The organism is Enterovirga sp. CN4-39 (assembly GCF_049446235.1).
In the GTDB taxonomy this organism is placed as follows: Bacteria; Pseudomonadota; Alphaproteobacteria; order Rhizobiales; family Beijerinckiaceae; genus Enterovirga.
This window is the reverse complement of record NZ_JBMSEF010000002.1, coordinates 396639-414591: the sequence shown is the minus strand read 5'-3', so window position 1 is coordinate 414591 and position 17953 is coordinate 396639. Positions and strand designations below refer to the sequence as shown.

Sequence of the window (17953 nt, the reverse complement as noted above, 5' to 3'; positions counted from 1 at the left end):
TGGCGGACCGAGATTTGCCCAGCAAGAGAGCAGGCGTTATCGGGACATGACTTTTACGTAAGCCCGATTGTCATGTCGCGACGGATGCCGCCCCTGAACCCGCTGCACGTCTTCGAGACTGTGGCCCGGGTCGGAGGCTTCGGAAAGGCCGCCGCGGAACTCGGCGTCACGCAGTCGGCCGTGAGCCGCCAGATCGCCGTCCTGGAGGACTTCCTGGGCGTGCGCCTGTTCAACCGCGAGCGCGCCGGCGCGACCCTGACAGAGGCCGGAACGTCGTATGCGGCGGACATCGCCGAGCCTTTCGCCCGCATCGCTGCCGCGACCGCCCGACTGTCCGACGCCAAGACGAGCGACGCCCTGCACGTGCGGGCCTACGCGACCTTCTCGGCCAAGTGGCTCATTCCGCGGCTGCCGGCGTTCAAGGCCCGCTACCCGCGGGCGAATATCCGCGTGTCCAGTATCGTGAAGGCGGTCGATTTCAGCCGCGAGACCGTCGATGTCGCGATCCAGTTCGGCCAGGGACACTGGCCTGGCACCCAGTCGCGCCTGCTGTTCGGGGACCTGCTGCAGCCGGTCACGAGCCCCGATCTGGCTCGCCGGCTTGCCGGGGGTGGGCCGGAGGCACTGGTCCGCGAGACGCTCCTGCACTCGTATTATCGGCGGCGCGATTGGGCGGACTGGCTGAAAGCCGCGGACGTGGAGGCGGTCGACCCGGGCGGCGGGATGGTGTTCGAAAGCTCGGTCCTGACCTACCAGGCCGCCGCGGAGGGCCTCGGCATCGCGATCGGCCAGCCGCTCCTGCTCAAGGACGAGATCGCTGCGGGGAGGCTCGTCCCGCTCTTCGGGCCGCCCATTCTCCGCGACCTCGGATATTACGCGGTGTGGCCGACAGACCGCCGGCTTCCCCGGCGCGTCGAGACCTTCATCAACTGGCTGGAAGCCGTGGCGCGGGAGGACGCCGAATACGCCCTCGCCAAGGCAGGTGTCCGCCTGCCGAAGCCTGCGGACACCTGATCCTGCGGATGCGGCGCGTTACTTGGCGACCAGGGCGCAGCCGCCCTCGGCCATCGGCCGGAACGCCTGCTCGCCCGGAACCGTCGCAACGACCTTGTAGAAGTCCCACGGTCCCTTGGACTCGTCCGGGGTCTTCACCTGCAGCAGGTACATGTCGCGGACGACCCGGCCATCCTCGCGGAGGGTCGCGTTCTTCGTATAGAAGTCGTTGATCGGCTGCTTCCGCATCTCGGCCATCACGACCTTGGGATCGTCGGAATTCGCCGCCTTCACGGCCTTCAGGTAGTGGGTCACAGCCCCGTAGACGGCGGCCTGGAGGCTGCCCGGCGCCTTGCCGTTGAAGCGGGCCATGAAGCGCTTCGACCAGGCGCGGGTCTCGTCGTTCATGTCCCAGTAGAAGCTGTCCGCCAGCAGGAGCCCCTTGGCGTTCTCGAGGCCGAGTGCGTTGATGTCCGGAAGGTTCACGAGCAGGGCGGCCATGTTGACGCCGCTCTGCGGCAATCCGAACTCGGAAGCCTGCTTGATCGCGTTGATCATGTCAGTGCCGGCATTGGCGAGCCCGACGACGCCGGCTCCCGACGACTGCGCCTGCAGCAGGAACGAGGAGAAATCGGCCGATCCGAGCGGGTGGCGGGCCGAACCCTTCACGGTTCCGCCATTGCTCTTCACGACCCGCGCGGCCTGCTCCTCGAGCGCGTGGCCGAAGCTGTAATCCGCCGTGAGGAAGAACCAGTCCTTCTGCCCGCGGCGGACGACCGCGCCGGCGACGACGTTGGCGTACGCATAGTTGTCATAGGCCCAGTGCAGCCCGTTCGGCGAACAGGCCTTTCCCGTCAGGTCGGGCGTGCCGGGACCCGTGGCGAGGAAGAGCTTGTTCTTCTCGCGGGAGATCTGCTGGACCGAGAGCGCGACGGCCGAGGAGACGACCTCCGTGATCGTATCCACCTGCTCGGTGTCGTACCACTTGCGGGCAAGGCTCGAGCCGACATCCGACTTGTTCTGGTGGTCGGCCGAGATGATCTCGATCTTCGCGCCGTTGACGGTGCCGCCGAAATCTTCCGCGGCCATCTGCGCGGCCAGCACGGCTCCCGCGCCGACATTGTCGGCATAGGGGCCGCCCATATCGGTCAGCACGCCGACCTTCACGACGTTGTCGGAGATCTGGGCTGCTGCCGGGAGCGCCGACAAGCAAGCTGCCATCACACCGGCAAGTAGGGCCGCCTTCATCCATTCCTCCCGTGCAGGCGGGCGCGCAGCCTCAGCCTCTCCGGGGCTCATCCCTCGCGGGGTCGATGCGATCAAGTTCGGATCAGGAATGGCAACGTGCGCTAAACTCACATCGCTGTAGCAGGAGGAACGGCCGCGCCCTTCAGCCGCGTCGCGGCGTCCCGGCCGCGCCGTCCAATCGAATGGAGCGGAAGCACCGAGGCGGCCACCCCCACTCGGCTCCCCACACGATCCTCGGCAGGAAAGCGGGCTAGGCGGCCCGCGGCCCCTCGGCCTTCGCGGCCGCCTCGTCCTCCGCCGACGGGATCACGGTTCCCGACATGGGCTCGACCCAGGCCAGATGGTCGCGCACGGCCTTCACGCCGGGCACGTTCTCGACGGCGACTTTCGCGGCGACGCGCTCGCGATCGTCGGTGACGGCGCCGCGCAGTGCCACCACGCCGTCGGTGACGCTCACATCGATGAGCGCCGTCGGAATACAGCCGGAACGGGCGAACTCCGCCTCGATATCGGCCAGGATCTGCTCGTCCGTCCGCGGACCGGCCGGCGCGCCGGTCGCGAAAGCGTGCGCGAGGGCGCGCAGGACATCGGCACGGCTCACCATGCCGATCGGCCCCTCGTTCATCACGATCGGCACGCGCTTGATGCCCTTGCGGCTCATCAGCGCCACGATTGTTTCCAGCGGCGTGTCCTCGGTCGCGCTGACGACCTCCTGGGTCATGACCTGGTTCACCTTGCGGCCGCGGGCCTGGGTATAATCGTCCGCGAGGCGACCGGGGCTGAACAGCATCTGCAGCCAGTGCGGCCGGCGACGCTCGGTACCGATCTCGCTGCGCTGCAGGAGGTCGCCCTCCGTGATCATCCCGACCAGCTTACCCTCGGCATCGACGACCGGAAGGCCGCTGATATGCCGCTCCACCATGAGCGCGACGGCGTCATCGACACTCGCGTCCGAGCGGATCGTAACCACCCGGGGGGTCATGATGTCCCTCGCCTTGATGGCCGTCTTCGGCGCCGTCATCGCACTCTCCCTGCTGGGTCGAACGGGCGTGTCGCCGGCCGCGCCGGCGACGGTGTCAGCGTGAACCTCAATGCGCGCCGCGAGCGTAGCGCGGCCCGAAGAACAGTGTCGCACCGAACGTGGCAAAGATCAGCACGACACCTGTCACAACCACGATGCCTTCCATCGGCATGCCCGCCGCTCCTCTAGCGAGCGGACGATGCCGGGACGGGACCTTCGCGGCGTTGATCTCCCTCAATCCGGGGGCCGATCGGCCTCATTCGCAGAACGACTTGCCCCAGCACGAAGTTCGCCGGACCGCCACTTTGCGCGAACCGATCCCGATTCTCAGCCGCCGCGGCCTCCCCGGCTCCTGGAGGCGCGGACGTCCCAGCCGTGATGGGCCGAAGGCGGAAGAGGGTCTGGAGCGTCTTCCGCCGCGAGCACCCGGTTCCGCCCCGCGGCCTTGGCCGCATAGAGCGCCCGGTCGGCCGCCGCATAGAGTTCGTCGAAGCTCTGGCCGGCTGCGCGCGTCGCGAACCCGGCGGAGATCGTGACGTAGACGCGCTCGCCGCTGCAGACCATCGCGGTTTCGGCGACCTGTGCTCGGAAACGCTCGAGGCGCTCCACGAGCTGCAGCTCCTTCCCGGCGGAGGCCAGCACTGCGAACTCCTCTCCGCCGAGGCGACCGACCTTTCCCAGATCGCCGAGCGTCCGCTCCAGAATATGCGCGACCATCCGGATCACCTCGTCTCCGATGAGGTGACCGTGCCGGTCGTTGATGCGCTTGAAGCGGTCGATGTCGATGATGACGAGCGCAATGATCGCCGGTGCGCCGGCCTCCTCCTCGAACAATGCGCGCCGGTTTAGGAGGCCGGTGAGCGGGTCGGTCCGGCTGAGCTCGTCGACGGCGGCCTTGGCCCGGTAGAGTTCGAGATAGGCCCGGGCGATGATGGAAAGCACCGGCACGGCGATCCCGACGGCGACCACGATCGTGATCGCCCAGGAGCGAAAGGCCACCTCCCAGCTCTGGAAGAAGACGAGCTGGCTCAGGACGTCGACGGCGAGGGCCACCGCCACGCAGACGAGGCTCGTCCGGAAGACATACCGGCGCAGGTCCTTGTCGCTGCGAATATTCGCCCGCGCCCGTAGGGCGAGACCATTGAGGAAAGCCGCCCGGCCTTCGCGGCGGGAATCAGGAGGGAGCAACTTCGGACTATCCAGCGTGACCGGGATGGCTGGCGAAAGATGCTAGCCCACGAACATGAAGCCTTCGTGGATGCGATGACCGACATCTTCTTGCGTCGGGTGGCAGCACCCGGATGTCATCATCTTCGATTCGCCAGTCGCGGAGCGGCCGGCTTGACCAAGCTCGACCGGCCGGCGAGAAGTCGAGCAGGATCCGGCCCCTGCAGATCCCGCGAGAAGAGAGTCTAAATGGCGCTGGTTAAGCGGTCGAGCTTGAGGGCTCCGGATCCGCGGACGGACGACCAGGAGGGCCAGGCGCCGCCCAAGGCGGCCACCCCGGCGCCTGCCGCGCGGGGCGGGCGCGGCACTGGGCGGACGCGCGAGCAGCAGGCGACAGAGCGCATCTCCGCCGCGACCGAGGAACTTGCGGCCGGGATCACGGAAGCGGCGGCCGCGGCCGAGGAGCTGCGGCGCTCCATGGAGCAGATCGCGGCCGGAGCCGAGGAAGCGGCGGGCGCTTCGCAGCAATCGCTGACGGCCGTCACGACGATCGCGGCGACCCTTGGACAGGCGAGGTCGCGCGCTCAGGCCTCCGGGGAGAAGACCGGCCTCGTCCAGCAGCTCCTCGCTGCGGTCGCCAGCCAGATCACGGCCTCCGCGACGGCGATCGTCGCGAACGCGGAACGCCAGGACGCGTCCGTCACCGTGATCGACGAGCTCGAACGGCAGGCCGCCAGCATCGGCGAGATCACCGGGAGCGTCAGCTATACGGCCGACCAGACCAACCTCCTGGCCCTGAACGCCGCCATCGAGGCCGCGCGGGCCGGCGAGCACGGGCGCGGCTTCTCGGTCGTGGCGGAGGAAGTTCGCGCGCTGGCCGAGACGGCCGAGCGGAGCGCGGCCGAGATCGCCACGCTGGCGGAGGAGGTCGCGACCGAGATCCGCGGCATCGCGGGCACGATCCGGGATGGCGCCGCCGCGGCCAAGCGCGAGGCCGAGGCCGGCAGCGAGGTCGCCGAGACCCTGACGCAGGCGCGCATCCGGATGGCAGGCGTCGCCGAGGGTGCCCAGGCGATCATGCTCGCCGCCGCGGAGGCGGAAGGAGCCGCCCGGGAGGCGCAGGTCGGCTCGGAACAGGTTGCGAGCGCGGCCGAGGAGCAGTCGGCCGCCGCCGCCGAGGCGCTGCAGGCCGTCTCCCAGCAGAGCTCCTCCCTCGACCAGAGCCAGCGCGCCGCACAGTCTCTCGCCGGGATCGCGGACCACCTTCGGACCGGGCAAGGCAGTGCCGAGGGCGCGGAGGAGATCGCCTCCGCGGCCGAGGAGCTGTCGGCCACGATCCAGGAGCTGTCCGGGGCGGCGGGCCAGATCCTGGCGGCCGTCGAGCAGATCACGCGGGGGACCGAGTCCCAGAGCTCCGCCGCCCAGCAGGCGAGTGCCGCCATGGGGCAGATCGAGCGTACCGCGACGCTCGCCTCGGCCAGCGCCCGATCCGCGCTCGAGCGGGTGGATGGGCTGGGCCAGGTCCTCGTCGAGGCACGCGACGGCCTGAGCGGCCTCCTGGCCGGCCTCGAGGAGAGCGCGACGACGAGCGAGGCCTCCCTGACGCGCGTCGCCGCGCTCGCCCTGCGCGTGCGGCGCATCGACAAGATCGTCGACCGGATCGCGCTCGTCGCCGTGCAGACGACGATGCTGGCCGTCAGCGGCTCGGTGGAAGCCGCGCGGGCCGGCGAGGCTGGGCGGGGCTTCGCCCAGGTTTCGGCCGATATCCGCGAACTCGCCCGGAGTTCGGCCGACAGCGCCGACAGCATCAAGGACACCGTCCGGTCCATCCAGGACCAGATCGCCGCCGTGCGCCGCGACCTGGAAGTGGTGCTCGCCGGCGCGCGGGCCGAAAGGCAGAAGAGCGGCTCGCTCGTTTCCAGCCTCGACACGATCGGCACCCATGTGGCCGAGCTTCGGACCGGAAGCACCGAGGTGTCCGAGGGCGCGGACCGGATCCTGGCTGCCGCGCGGGAGGCGCTGAAGGGGGCCGAGCAGATCGCGGCCGCTGCCGAGGAGGCCGCACGGAGCGCCTCGGAAGCCGCCAGCGCCGCGCGCCAGCAAGCCCGCGGGGCGGAGGATCTCGCCGCCGCCATCGAGGAGATCGCGTCGCTGGCGGACGAGTTCCAGTCCGCCGATGGCTGACCGCGCCGGAGACGCCGGACAGGGCGAGCGCTTCCTCGTCTTCTCGGTGGGCGGCCGGTCGCTCGCCCTACCCGCAGGTCGCATCCGCGAGATCCTGCGCGTCCCGAAGCTCCAGCGCGTGCCGCAGGCGCCGCCAGCGCTTCTCGGGCTCGCCAATTGCCGCGGCGCCGTGCTGCCGGTCGTCGATATCGCGGGCGGAGGCAGGCCCGCCTCCACGACGGGGGCCGCGCGCCTGCTCGTGGTCGAGGCGGGGACGCCGATGGGCCTGCTCGCGGAAGGCGTCGTCGGCTTCGCGTCCGGGGGTGGCGGCAAGGCCGCATCCGGCAGCCAGGACAGCTATTCGGAGGGCCTGGTCCGTCTGGAGAACGGAGCCGCCGCCCACGTCGTGGCGCTCGACCGGCTGCTTGCCGAACTGTTCCCGGGCTTTCGCCGCCGGTCGGGACGGGTCCCGCCGCCGTCGGCCGAGGACAAGGGCGCGAGCGCGCCCGCCGCGAACCGGGTCGGGCTCGTCACCTTCGAGGTCTCCGGCCAGGATTACGGCCTGCCGCTGGAGCGCGTGGAGGAAGTCATTGCCCTGCCGGCGGATCTCGCGATCGTGCCGCGCTCCGACGATCATGTCGTCGGGGTGGTCCCGGTCCGCCAGGGGCTGCTCGCGGTCGTATCGACCGCTCGCCTCCTCGGGGTCGAGCCCAGGAAGCCGGGCCCGGAATCGAAGATCGTGGTCGCCCGTATCGGCGGCACGCGAGCGGGCCTCGTGGTCGACCGCATGAGCGCGATTCTCAGGATCGAGGAGCATGCCGTGGACCGCGTGCCGGCATTGCTGCGGGGAGACGGCGCCGAGATCCAGGCCATCTGCCGGCTCGATGGCGGCAGGCGCCTGATCTCCGTTCTCGCCACCGAAGGGCTGTTCAACGAGGCCGTCATGCGTCGGATCGCGAGCGATGCGGGAGAGCAGAGGGCCGCGGCGGAAGTCGCGGCGGACAGGATGGACGGCGGACAATTCGTGCTGTTCCGGGTCGCGGAGGACCTGTTCGGCCTCCCGGTCGAGGCCGTCGAGGAGGTGGTCCGGGTCCCGGAGACCCTGACGCGCCTGCCGAAGGCTCCCGCGTTCGTGGAAGGCGTCATGAACCTGCGCGGGACGGCCTTGCCCGTCATCGACCAGCGCAGGCGATTCGACCTCGAGCCCGCCGAGGAAATGCCGGGGCGGCGGATCATCGTCCTCTCGTTCGAGGGCACGCGCGCCGGGTTCATCGTCGACCGGGTCACGGATGTGCGGCGCCTCCCGGCTTCGGCCATCCTGGCGGCGCCCGAGATGGACGAGGATCAGGCGCGGATCGTGCCCCGCGTCGCCTCCCTGGAGGACGATACCCTCGTCCTCCTGCTGGACCCCAAGGCGCTGCTGGACACGACCGAGAGACGCCTCCTTGCCGCGCTGGGCCGCGACAAGGCGCGTCCTGCCGCGTGATCAAGCTCCTCGTCGTCGACGATTCCGCGCTCGTCCGAAAGCTGCTCGGCGGCATCTTCGCCTCCGAGCCGGATTTCAGCGTGTCCTTCGCCCGGAACGGCAGGGAGGCGCTCGAGCTCCTGCCCAAGGTCGAGCCGGATGTCGTGACGCTCGACGTCCACATGCCCGAGATGGACGGCCTGACCTGCCTCGACCGCATCATGGCGGAGCGCCCCTGCCCCGTCGTGATGGTCTCGTCCCTCACGGCCCTGGGTGCGGACGCCACCTTGCGGGCGCTCGACCTGGGCGCGGTCGATTTCGTCCCGAAGCCGTCGGGCGCGATCTCGCTGGAGATCGACCGCATCGCGCCCGTCATCGTCCAGAAGGTCCGCCTCGCGGCCGAGACGCCGATCCGCAAAAGCCTCCGGCTCGCCGAGCGCGTGCGCGCCCGCGTCCGGGCCTTCGAGAGCAGGGCACCGGAGCCGCGCATAGCGGCTGGACGCTCTCCGGCCGCCAGCCGGCCTATCCGGCCGCGACTGGAACGTGGCGCGGTGCTCGTCGGGTGCTCCACCGGAGGCCCGCCCGCCCTCGATACGCTCCTGTCGCAACTGCCGGCGGATTTCCCCCTGCCCGTCGTCGTGGCCCAGCACATGCCCTCGAGTTTCACGGCCGCGCTCGCCCGGCGGCTGGACGGCCTCTGCGCGCTCTCCGTCGTCGAAGTCACCCGGCCGATGCCGCTGGAGCCGGGCCATGTCTTCATCGCTCGGGGCGACGCCGACACGCTTCTGTCCTCGCGGGCCGGCGAGCCCTTCGTGCTGACCGCCCCCGCCAGCCCGGCCTATCTCTGGCATCCGAGCGTGGACCGCATGGTGGCGAGCGCGCTCGAGTTCATGGACCCGGCGGGGCTCGTCGGCGTTCTGATGACCGGCATGGGACGGGACGGCGCCGAGGCGATGACCCGTCTTCACCAGGGTGGCGGTCGGACCATCGCCGAAGCGGAGGAAACGGCCGTGGTGTGGGGCATGCCGGGAGAACTCGTCAAAGCCGGGGGAGCCGATTTCGTGGAGCCGGTCCACCTGATCCCGCAGCGCCTGCTCGCCCTGGTGGGCTGACATGCCGCTCGTCCGGCGGCCCTCCGGGGCGGCAGAACCGAAAGCCACTGAACCGGCCGATGCCGGCGCCGCCCTGTCGAGCCCGGATCCGGAGGTCCGCTGGAGCGCCGCCCGGAGCCTTGGCACGGATCCCTCCGCCATCGGGGTGCTCGGCCGAGCCCTGGATGCCGAAACCGACCCGCGCGTGCGGGAGGCGCTCGCCACGGCCCTGATGCGGATCGGCGGCGACGCGGCGGGCGTGCTGCTCCCACATCTCCGGTCCGAGGACGCTGCCCTCCGTACGCTCGTCATCGAGGCGTTGCAGAGCATGCCTGAGGCGGTGCTGCCGAGCATGCCGGACCTCCTCGCCGATCCCGATCCCGACGTGCGGCTCCTTTCGGCCGAACTCGCTCGCGGGATGCCGTTCGAAGAGGGAAGCACGTTGATCGCCGACGCGCTCGCGGGCGAGCAGCACCCGAACGTGGCGGCCGCCATGATCGAGGTCCTCGCCGAGATCGGGACGGCCGATGCCGTCGATGCGCTGCAGATCGCGCGGCGACGCTTCGCGAACGAAGCCTTCCTACCCTTCGCGGTCGACATCGCGCTGAAGCGGCTCGCCCGCTCTCCCGAGTAGGCCGGGATGTCGGCCCCGCCCGGTCCTCTGCTGGTCTCGGAGGAAGAGTTTCGGCGCTTCCGCGAGTTCTTCTACCGGCGTACCGGGATCGTCTTCACGGAGGCGAAGCGCTACTTCGTGGAGCGCCGCCTCGCGGACCGGTTCGGCAGCACCGGATGCGGCACGTTCGCGGAATATTTCGCCCTCCTGAGAACACGGCCGGAGGAGGTCGAGCACCTCATCAACGCCTTCACGATCAACGAAACCTATTTCTTTCGCGAAGACGACCAGCTTCGCTGCCTGACGACATCGCTTCTCGATGAGGTGGCGCTCCGGAAGGCGCCTGGCGCGACGATCCGGATCTGGTCGAATCCCTGCGCGACCGGCGAGGAGCCCTATTCCATCGCGATCTGGCTGCTCGAGCACTGGCCGAGGGTCGACAGCTTCGACATCGAGATCGTGGGGTCGGACATCGACACGCGCGCGCTCGATGCGGCCCGCCTCGGCATCTACGGAGAGCGCGCCCTGATGCGCGCGTCGCGCGATCTCCTGGACCGCTATTTCGAACCGAATGGCCCGGGGCGCCATCGCATCATCAAGGACTTGCGCGGCTCGGTGCGCTTCGAGGCCGTGAACCTGATCGACTCGAGGGCCATGGCCGCCCAGGGCCGCTTCGACATCGTGTTCTGCCGAAACGTGCTGATCTATTTCGACGATGCGTCCCGGCGCGTCGCCGCGGAGAACATCTACGAGGCTCTCAACCCGGGTGGGTTCGTCTGCCTCGGACACACGGAATCGATGAGCCGGATTTCCCCGCTCTTCGAGCCGTGCCGCTATACCGACGCGATCGTCTATCGGAGGCCTCGACCCCATGGGAACGGCTGATCGGCCCCGGAAAGTCCTGGTGGTGGACGATTCCAATCTCGTCCGGCGCTATTATCGCGCGGCCCTGGAAGGCAGCGGCTTCGCCGTGGAGGAAGCCCTCAACGGGCTCGAAGGGATCGAAAAGCTGCTTCTGGAGACATTCGATCTGGTCATCCTCGATGTGAACATGCCGAAGATGGACGGCTTCACCTTCCTGGCGGACCTGCGGGCCCGGTCTGCACCCAGTGCCGCCGTGCCGGTGCTCGTGATCTCCACTGAGGCGGGCGTGCAGGACCGGGAGGCGGCCCGGCAGGCCGGTGCGAACTACTACCTCGTGAAGCCCGTCGCGGAGGACGACCTCGTGGCCCATGCCGCGGTCCTGACGGGGCGTCCGTCGTGAAGGAGCTCCTCGAGCCGTTCCTCGCCGAGGCTCGCGAACTCCTGGAGAGCGCCGGGGAGGACCTGCTCGCGCTCGAGCGGAACCCGCAGGATGCCGCGCGCATCGAGAACCTGTTCCGCATCTTCCACACGCTGAAGGGTTCGGCCGCCATTCTCGATCTCGCGCCCATGACGGGCGCCATGCACGCCGCGGAAGACCTCCTCGCCGCGATCCGGGCCCGGGAGGTCTCGGCATCGGAGGACCTGGTCGAGGCCTGCCTCCAGGCGATGGACCAGGTCGAAATCTGGCTCGCCGCGATCGAGACCACTGGCGGTCTCCCGCCGGACGCGCAGGAATCCGGGACGGCCCTCGCGCGGCTCCTCCGCGAACCGCTCACGTCCGGGCGAAGCGACGCGAAGGACGCGGCAGCCGGGGAAGGGCTTCCCGGTTGGGCGGAAGCGCTCCTCGTCCGTCATGCCGCCGCGCTCGGGAAGCCTGCCGACGGCTCCACAAGTCTGGTCGCCGCGAAGTACTCGCCGGCGCGGGACTGCTTCCTGAACGGCGATGATCCGCTCGGGATCGTGGGCCGCATACCGGATCCGGTCGCGGTCGACGTCCTGCCTGTCGAGCCCTGGGGCAGGCTCGCCGAAATGGACCCCTTCGCGTGCAATCTCACGGTCGAGATCCTCGCCCGCTGCAGCCGCGAGGATCTTGCCGCGATCTTCCGGCTCGTCTCGGACCAGGTCGAACTCGTGGAAGTCGAGGCGGGCATCGGGCGCGGACCAGGTAAGGAGCCGGGTACCCTCGCGGCCGCTGTGATCGCCGAGCAGCGGGCGGTACTGGCGGCACCGCACGCGAGCGCCCTCCGGCAGGGCGTGGAAGATTCCGTCCTCGCAGCCGTGGCGAATGCCCTCGAGCACGAGGGTCTGAGCGGACGCGCGAAGCGGCTTCGCGCCGCGCGGGCCGAAGGAATGGCGGCCGATGCGGCGATCGACGCGGCGTTGTCCGAGCCGGAAGACGTGGAGCCCGCGCAAGCACCGGCCGTCCAGGAGCCGGGAGGCGTCGCCCGGACGCTCCGGGTGGATGTCGGCCGGCTCGACACCCTGGCCGGGCTCGTCTCGGAACTGACCGTCGCGCGCAACGGGCTCGCACATGTCGTCGCGCAGGCCGGGGCGGGTGCCGGAGCCGACACGATGCTCCGGGCGCTCCGGGAGAACGAGGCGAACATCGGGCGCCTCACGGGCGAACTCCACCGCGCCGTCATGAGCATGCGCCTCGTGCCCCTCGCTGGCGTCTTTCGCCGCTTCGGCCGGCCGGTCCGCGAGACGGCCGCGCAGCTCGGCAAGGAAGTCGACTTCATCACCTCCGGGGGCGAGGCGGAGGCGGACAGGGCTGTGGCGGAGGCGCTGTTCGAGCTTCTTCTGCACGTTCTCCGCAACGCCATCGATCACGGCCTGGAGGCGCCGGAGCTCCGGGTCCAGGCGGGGAAGCCCGCCTGCGGCCGGATCGTTCTCAGCGCTCGTCCCCTGCGGGACCGCGTCGTCCTGGAGGTGAGCGACGACGGCCGGGGGATCGATCCCGCCGTGATCCGGCAGCTGGCCGCCTTGCGGGGGCTTCTAGACCCCGAACAGGCCGCCGCCATGACGGACAGCGAGGCGATCGACCTGATTTTCGCCCCGGGTTTCTCGACGGCGTCCTCCGTCACGGACCTGTCCGGCCGAGGCGTCGGGATGGACGCCGTGCGGGCGGGAGCGCAGCGTCTGGGCGGTCGCGTGGAGGTGGAGAGCACGCTGGGACGCGGGACCACCGTCCGGCTCGTCCTGCCACAGACAATGGCCCTAACCCCGCTCCTCGCCGTCCGGTGCGGCCACGAGACCTTCGGGCTGCCCATGGAGAACGTGCTCGCGTTCCAGCGCGTCGCTCCTGCCCGGATCATCCCGGTGAAATCGGCTCGCGCGGTGGCCTGGCGCGACCGGACGATCCCGGTCGTCTCGCTGCCGGAGCGGATGGGGACCGACGGGGAAGCCCCTGAGGGGGGCGACTTCGAGCTCGTCGTGGTGCGCGCGGGCGGGGAGCCGGTCGGGCTGCTCGTCGATGGCGTGATCGGCCGCATGGAGGCGGTCGTGCGGCCGCTCGGCGGCGTGTTCGCGGGCCTTCCGGGCGTTTTCGGCACCACGGTCCTGGGGGACGGCCGCGTTCTCCTGGTCCTCGACCCCGAGGAGATCCTGCAGTGACGGTACGGCGATCGGGACCGGGGCGTATCTCGCTCGAAGGAGCCTGTCCGGTCGAGGAGGCGGAGACGTTGCTCTCGCTCCTGCTTGCCGAGCCGTCATCGGTGGTCGATCTGTCCGGCTGCACGCGCCTTCACACGGCGCTGGTGCAGGTTCTCCTTGCGGCGAGGCCCGCCACGAGCGGTCCGTGCCGTGATCCGTTCGTGTCGCGCTGGATCGAGCCATTGCTCGGCAGTTTCGGCGGGGGGGCCCTGGCAACCCGGCCCGAATGGGGCCATAGGGTTCGGCTGGCTCATGGACGCAGCTTGGGCGCGGAGCGGATATGGCGCACACGGTTCTGATCGTTGACGATAGCCGGCTGGCCCGCATCGTTGCAGCCAAGATCATTCGCCAGCTCAAGCCGGACTGGGAGATCGTCGAGGCCGCGAATGCCTCCGACGCGCAGGCTGCCATGTCGCGGCAGGCGATCGACGTCGCCCTGATCGATTTCAACATGCCGGGCCAGGACGGACTTCAGCTGGCGCAGGAGTTCCGGAGCAGCCATCCGGAGCTCCCGATCGCCGTCGTCACGGCGAACATCCAAGACGAGGTTGTCGCCCGGGCGCGGGCCGTGAACGCCGCCTTCGTGGCCAAGCCGCTGACCGAGGAGGGCCTGAGCGGCTTCCTGTCGGGCGCGGCGCTTCGTCTCAGGAAGCGCGCGTCGTGACCGAGCCGGACGTCGACCTCTCCGAGCTCGAGATCGACGCCCTGACCGAGCTCGTCAACATCGGCGTCAGCCGGGCCGCCGCAAGCCTGCGCAAGATGATCGGCGTCCAGGTGGTCCTGTCGGTGCCGTCCATCGAGATCGTGTCGCGCGACACGGCGGCCCAGCTCATCGGCGAGCGCGAGGACTCGACGCTCGTCGCCATCCACCAGGATTTCAGCGGCGCCTTTGCTGGCCAGGCCCTCCTCATCTTCCCCGAGCGGAGCAGCCTGGAACTCGTCCGCGCGGTCACGGGCGGCGAGCTGGGGCCGGACGAGTTGGTGGAGCTGGAGCAGGAGGCTCTCGCCGAGACGGGCAACATCATCCTCAACGGCTGCCTCGCCACGATGGCGAACATGCTTGAGCGCTCGCTCACGATGTCCCTGCCGGAGGTGTTGCGGGGGCGAGGGCCCGAGCTGTTCCAGATCTCGCGGGCGCAGCCGCCGGCGTCGACGGTTCTGTTTCTCTACATCAACTTCTCGGTTCGCGAACACGACATCCGTGGTTTCATCGCGATGCTGATGGACCTCCCCTCGCTGACGCAGCTCAAGCTGCTGGTTCGCAACTTCATCGAGCGGGTCGCCGGGTCCGATGCCTTCGGCTGAAAGAGCGGCCGCCCGTGTCTGACCCAACGCAATCCGGAAGCGACCGCCCCGGAATCGGTGCGTTCAGCCTGGATCACCAGCAGCTCCAGCTCGTGCTCACCGCGGCGGGCTCGGTCGGCAGCTGGGACTGGGACCTCGCCGGCGGCCGCCTCTACGCCGATGCGCGCTTCGCCCTGCTTCACGGGGTCGATCCCGCGGAGGCGGCGCGCGGCCTTCCGCCCGAGACCTTCTTCACCCGGATCCATCCCGCGGACCGGTTGAGGGTCAAGATGGCCGTGGCCGGCGTCCTGGAGGGCGCCGAGCTGTTCTCGCGCGAGTACCGCCTCCTTGCTCCCGACGGGACCACCCGCTGGGTCGAGGCGCGGGGCCAGGCCCAGCACGACGAGGAGGAACGCCCCGTCCGGTTCAGTGGCGTCCTGGTCGACATCACGGAGCAGAAGCGGACCGAAGAGCGGCTGCGGATCGCGCAATCGGCGGGCGGAATCGGCACGTTCGAGTACGTGCCCGGCTTCGCCACGGCGGAAGTATCCGAGCAGTTCTGCCGTCTTCTCGGCTTGCGGCCGAGCCGGGTCGTACCGATCCGGCTGGTCAACGCGCTCTCGATGTCGGGCGAGTCGATCTTCGCGCCAGACATGGACAGCGGCGAGCCCGGGCGCATCGTGCATGCCGAGTTCCAGGTCAGGCGTCCCGGAACCCAGGAGGTTCGCTGGGTGGCGCGGCGCAGCGAGGCCGTGGCCGACAGCGAGAATGCGGGCATTCGTCATGTCGGCGTGATCTACGACATTACCGACAGCAAGCTCGCCGAGGCGGAGCTGCGCGCCTTCAACGAGCAGCTCGGCAGCATGGTCGAGAGCCGGACGCGTGAGCGCGATCGCATCTGGCAGAACTCGCGCGACCTCATGGTCGTGGCGGACACCTCCGGGGTGCTGGAGGCCGTCAATCCGGCCTGGAGCGAGCTCCTCGGCTACGACCTGCGCGAGACGGTCGGCAAGCGCCTGCACGACTTCGTCCATCCGGAGGACGTCGAGCGGACCTCCATGGGCCTGGACGCGGCGGGCGACCGCTCGGCGGCGAGCTTCGAAAGCCGGCTGCTGCACCGCGACGGCAGCCCGCGCTGGTTCTCATGGACGGCGTCGTCGGACCGGGAAACCGTGTACGCCAATGGTCGCCACGTCACGACCGAGAGGGCGCAGGCAGAAGCGCTGCGGCAGGCCGAGGACCAGCTTCGGCAGGCACAAAAGATGGAGGCGGTGGGCCAGCTCACGGGCGGCATCGCGCATGACTTCAACAATCTCCTGACAGGCGTGATCGGTGCGCTCGACCTGCTCCAGACGCGCCTCGCACAGGGACGCACGGAGAACCTGGAGCGCTACGCGAAGGCGGCGATCTCGTCCGCCAACCGCGCCGCGGCCCTGACTCATCGCCTTCTGGCCTTTTCCCGCCGCCAGCCGCTCGACCCGAAGCCGGTCCAGGCCAACCAGCTCGTCACGGGCATGGAGGACCTGCTCAGGCGCACGCTCGGCGAGTCGATCCGGCTCGAGATCGTCACCGCGGGCGGGCTGTGGCTGACGCTGTGCGATCCCAACCAGCTCGAGAACGCGCTTCTCAACCTTGCCATCAACGGCCGCGACGCCATGCCGGAAGGCGGCACGCTGACGATCGAGACCTGCAACACGCATCTCGACCGGGCCTATGCGGCGCAGCACCAGGGCGTCTCGGCCGGCCAATACATCTGCGTCAGCGTCACCGATACCGGCACGGGGATGACCCCGGACGTGATTGCGCGTGCCTTCGATCCCTTCTTCACCACCAAGCCTCTCGGCCAGGGAACCGGGCTCGGCCTGTCCATGATCTACGGCTTCGCCCGCCAGTCGGAGGGGCACGCCAGGATCTACTCGGAGGTCGGAAAAGGCACGACGGTGAAGATCTACCTCCCACGCTATCACGGCGAGGTTCCAGACCGGGCGCCGCAAGCCTCCAATGAGAAGCTGCCGTTCTCGCCCTCCGGCGAGACCGTGCTCGTGGTGGAGGACGAGGCCGTCGTCAGGGACCTCATCATCGAGGTGCTGGAGGATCTGGGCTACCGGCCGCTCCAGGCGCCTGACGGGCCTGCCGGGTTGCGAATTCTGGAGACCGACCAGCGCGTCGACCTTCTCGTCACCGATGTCGGGCTCCCGGGGCTCAACGGGCGCCAGCTTGCGGATGCCGCGAGGGTGCGCCGCCCGAACCTCAAGGTCCTCTTCATCACCGGCTATGCGGAGAACGCAGCCATCTCCTCGGGCTTCCTCGAGCCCGGGATGGAGATGATCACCAAGCCCTTCTCCGTCGATGCGCTGGCGCTCCGCATCCGCCAGATGATCGAGGCGCCGGCCCAAAAGAGCTGATCGACGCGGGAGAGCGCATCCCGCGCCCTTCCGGAGTAGCGCCATCGCTGCGCGTACAGGCGACCGGCTTTCGGCTACCTTGGAAGCCGCGGGAAGAGCACCCGCTGGGAACTCGGCGCAGGTAAGAAGCTTGTATCCCTAAACAGATCGTGAAGGGCAGGGAGATGACAACCCTCATTCTCAAGCTGCTGACGTTTCGACGGCGCACGGGAACAGAATTCCAGCGCGACCCCGAGATCGAGCGCAAGATGCTCGAGCTACTCAGCGCCGGCTGAGCTGACCCAGGCGCTCAAACCGTAGATTTCGGGCCCCGGCACATCCCGTCGACAAAGACATCCAGAAGTTTTGTGACGCTCGCCTGCCAGCCAGGCTGGTCGTGCATGTAGCACATCCCGACAAGAGCCCGGAGCACGTCTTCCGGGCTGATATCGGCACGGATCACGCCCGCCTGCGCAGCCCGGTCCAGCAGGCTTCCGACCGAGCTCGTCAGCCGCTCGAACGAGCAGGCGGCGAGGTCGGACGTGTTGTAGGCCGCCAGCGCGAGCGTTGCTGACATCCCCTTCTTCGTCGCCACGAACTCGACGTTCGCCCGGAGCCACTGCCGCAGTGCTTCACAGGGATCGGGCGTGGATTTCAGCTGCTCCGCCAGATCTGCCAGTTGATCGACTTCGCGGCGGTACACAGCCTCGAAGAGAGATTCACGCGTGGGAAAGTGACGGTAGAGCGTGCCGATCCCGAGGCCTGCCTCCATGGCGACTGCTTCCAGAGTCGCGTCTGCGCCGCCCGCACTGAACACGGCTTTTGCGGCCTCGAGCAGACGCTCCCGGTTTCTGACCGCGTCGGCTCTCGGGCGCTTAGGCGGGGGCCTCGGTTCCGCTCTCATGCCTTTTTCCAGTTCCAGACTCTTGGAAAACGGAGGGCGCCTCCGTATCGTTTAGACATCGGGGACAGAGCGGGCAGACGCCCTTCGTCTATCCCTTGCCAGCC

15 protein-coding genes are annotated in these 17953 nt (G+C 69.3%); 11 read left to right on the top strand and 4 right to left on the bottom strand.

The genetic code is table 11. The features are described 5' to 3' along the window. The first annotated feature begins 72 nt into the window (after positions 1–72). On the top strand, positions 73–1014 hold the full coding sequence (locus ACO2SS_RS05770; protein ID WP_423276638.1) for a LysR substrate-binding domain-containing protein: 942 nt from the start codon (positions 73–75) through the stop codon (positions 1012–1014). 18 nt (positions 1015–1032) lie between these two features. Here ACO2SS_RS05770 and ACO2SS_RS05765 read toward each other — a convergent pair whose 3' ends face one another. The 3 genes from ACO2SS_RS05765 to ACO2SS_RS05755 all read right to left on the bottom strand — a co-directional run bounded on the left by ACO2SS_RS05765 (position 1033) and on the right by ACO2SS_RS05755 (position 4450). Then, entirely contained in the window at positions 1033–2241 is a 1209-nt protein-coding gene (locus ACO2SS_RS05765; protein ID WP_423276637.1) for an ABC transporter substrate-binding protein, read from the bottom strand. 250 nt (positions 2242–2491) lie between these two features. Beyond that, positions 2492–3262 carry a CBS domain-containing protein gene (locus ACO2SS_RS05760; protein WP_423276636.1) on the bottom strand — a complete coding sequence of 257 codons (771 nt, stop codon included), beginning with the start codon at positions 3260–3262 and terminating at the stop codon, positions 2492–2494. A 327-nt stretch (positions 3263–3589) separates the two neighbouring features. Next, on the bottom strand, positions 3590–4450 hold the full coding sequence (locus ACO2SS_RS05755) for a GGDEF domain-containing protein (protein WP_423276635.1): 861 nt from the start codon (positions 4448–4450) through the stop codon (positions 3590–3592). A gap of 228 nt (positions 4451–4678) precedes the next feature. Here ACO2SS_RS05755 and ACO2SS_RS05750 point away from each other — a divergent pair, with 228 nt between their 5' ends. The 10 genes from ACO2SS_RS05750 (at position 4679) to ACO2SS_RS05705 (ending at position 16966) form a co-directional block, all read left to right on the top strand. Continuing rightward, positions 4679–6613, top strand: coding sequence for a methyl-accepting chemotaxis protein (locus ACO2SS_RS05750; protein ID WP_423276634.1), 1935 nt, complete (start codon positions 4679–4681; stop codon positions 6611–6613). After that, positions 6606–8078, top strand: a complete 1473-nt coding sequence (locus ACO2SS_RS05745; protein WP_423276633.1) for a chemotaxis protein CheW — start codon at positions 6606–6608, stop codon at positions 8076–8078. The genes ACO2SS_RS05750 and ACO2SS_RS05745 overlap by 8 nt, the downstream gene beginning before the upstream one ends. Next, positions 8075–9169 (top strand): protein-glutamate methylesterase/protein-glutamine glutaminase, encoded by a 1095-nt coding sequence (locus ACO2SS_RS05740; protein WP_423276632.1) that lies wholly within the window; start codon positions 8075–8077, stop codon positions 9167–9169. The genes ACO2SS_RS05745 and ACO2SS_RS05740 overlap by 4 nt, the downstream gene beginning before the upstream one ends. 1 nt (position 9170) lies before the next feature. Beyond that, on the top strand, positions 9171–9782 hold the full coding sequence (locus ACO2SS_RS05735) for a HEAT repeat domain-containing protein (RefSeq protein ID WP_423276631.1): 612 nt from the start codon (positions 9171–9173) through the stop codon (positions 9780–9782). Between the two features lie 6 nt (positions 9783–9788). Next, on the top strand, positions 9789–10646 hold the full coding sequence (locus ACO2SS_RS05730) for a CheR family methyltransferase (RefSeq protein WP_423276630.1): 858 nt from the start codon (positions 9789–9791) through the stop codon (positions 10644–10646). After that, on the top strand, positions 10633–11025 hold the full coding sequence (locus ACO2SS_RS05725) for a response regulator transcription factor (protein WP_423276629.1): 393 nt from the start codon (positions 10633–10635) through the stop codon (positions 11023–11025). The genes ACO2SS_RS05730 and ACO2SS_RS05725 overlap by 14 nt, the downstream gene beginning before the upstream one ends. Then, the gene (locus ACO2SS_RS05720) at positions 11022–13238 is read left to right on the top strand and encodes a chemotaxis protein CheA (protein WP_423276628.1); all 2217 of its coding nucleotides are present in this window, start codon (positions 11022–11024) and stop codon (positions 13236–13238) included. Before ACO2SS_RS05725 ends, ACO2SS_RS05720 begins: the two co-directional genes overlap by 4 nt. Before the next feature lie 319 nt (positions 13239–13557). Beyond that, entirely contained in the window at positions 13558–13941 is a 384-nt protein-coding gene (locus ACO2SS_RS05715; RefSeq protein ID WP_423276627.1) for a response regulator transcription factor, read from the top strand. Then, positions 13938–14582, top strand: a complete 645-nt coding sequence (locus ACO2SS_RS05710) for a chemotaxis protein CheX (protein WP_423276626.1) — start codon at positions 13938–13940, stop codon at positions 14580–14582. The genes ACO2SS_RS05715 and ACO2SS_RS05710 overlap by 4 nt, the downstream gene beginning before the upstream one ends. 14 nt (positions 14583–14596) lie before the next feature. Then, positions 14597–16966, top strand: a complete 2370-nt coding sequence (locus ACO2SS_RS05705) for a PAS domain-containing protein (protein ID WP_423276625.1) — start codon at positions 14597–14599, stop codon at positions 16964–16966. 289 nt (positions 16967–17255) lie between these two features. On the opposite strand, the gene ACO2SS_RS05700 is transcribed toward ACO2SS_RS05705, so the two are convergent. Next, the gene (locus tag ACO2SS_RS05700; protein ID WP_423276624.1) at positions 17256–17849 is read right to left on the bottom strand and encodes a TetR/AcrR family transcriptional regulator; all 594 of its coding nucleotides are present in this window, start codon (positions 17847–17849) and stop codon (positions 17256–17258) included. Positions 17850–17953 lie beyond the last annotated feature (104 nt).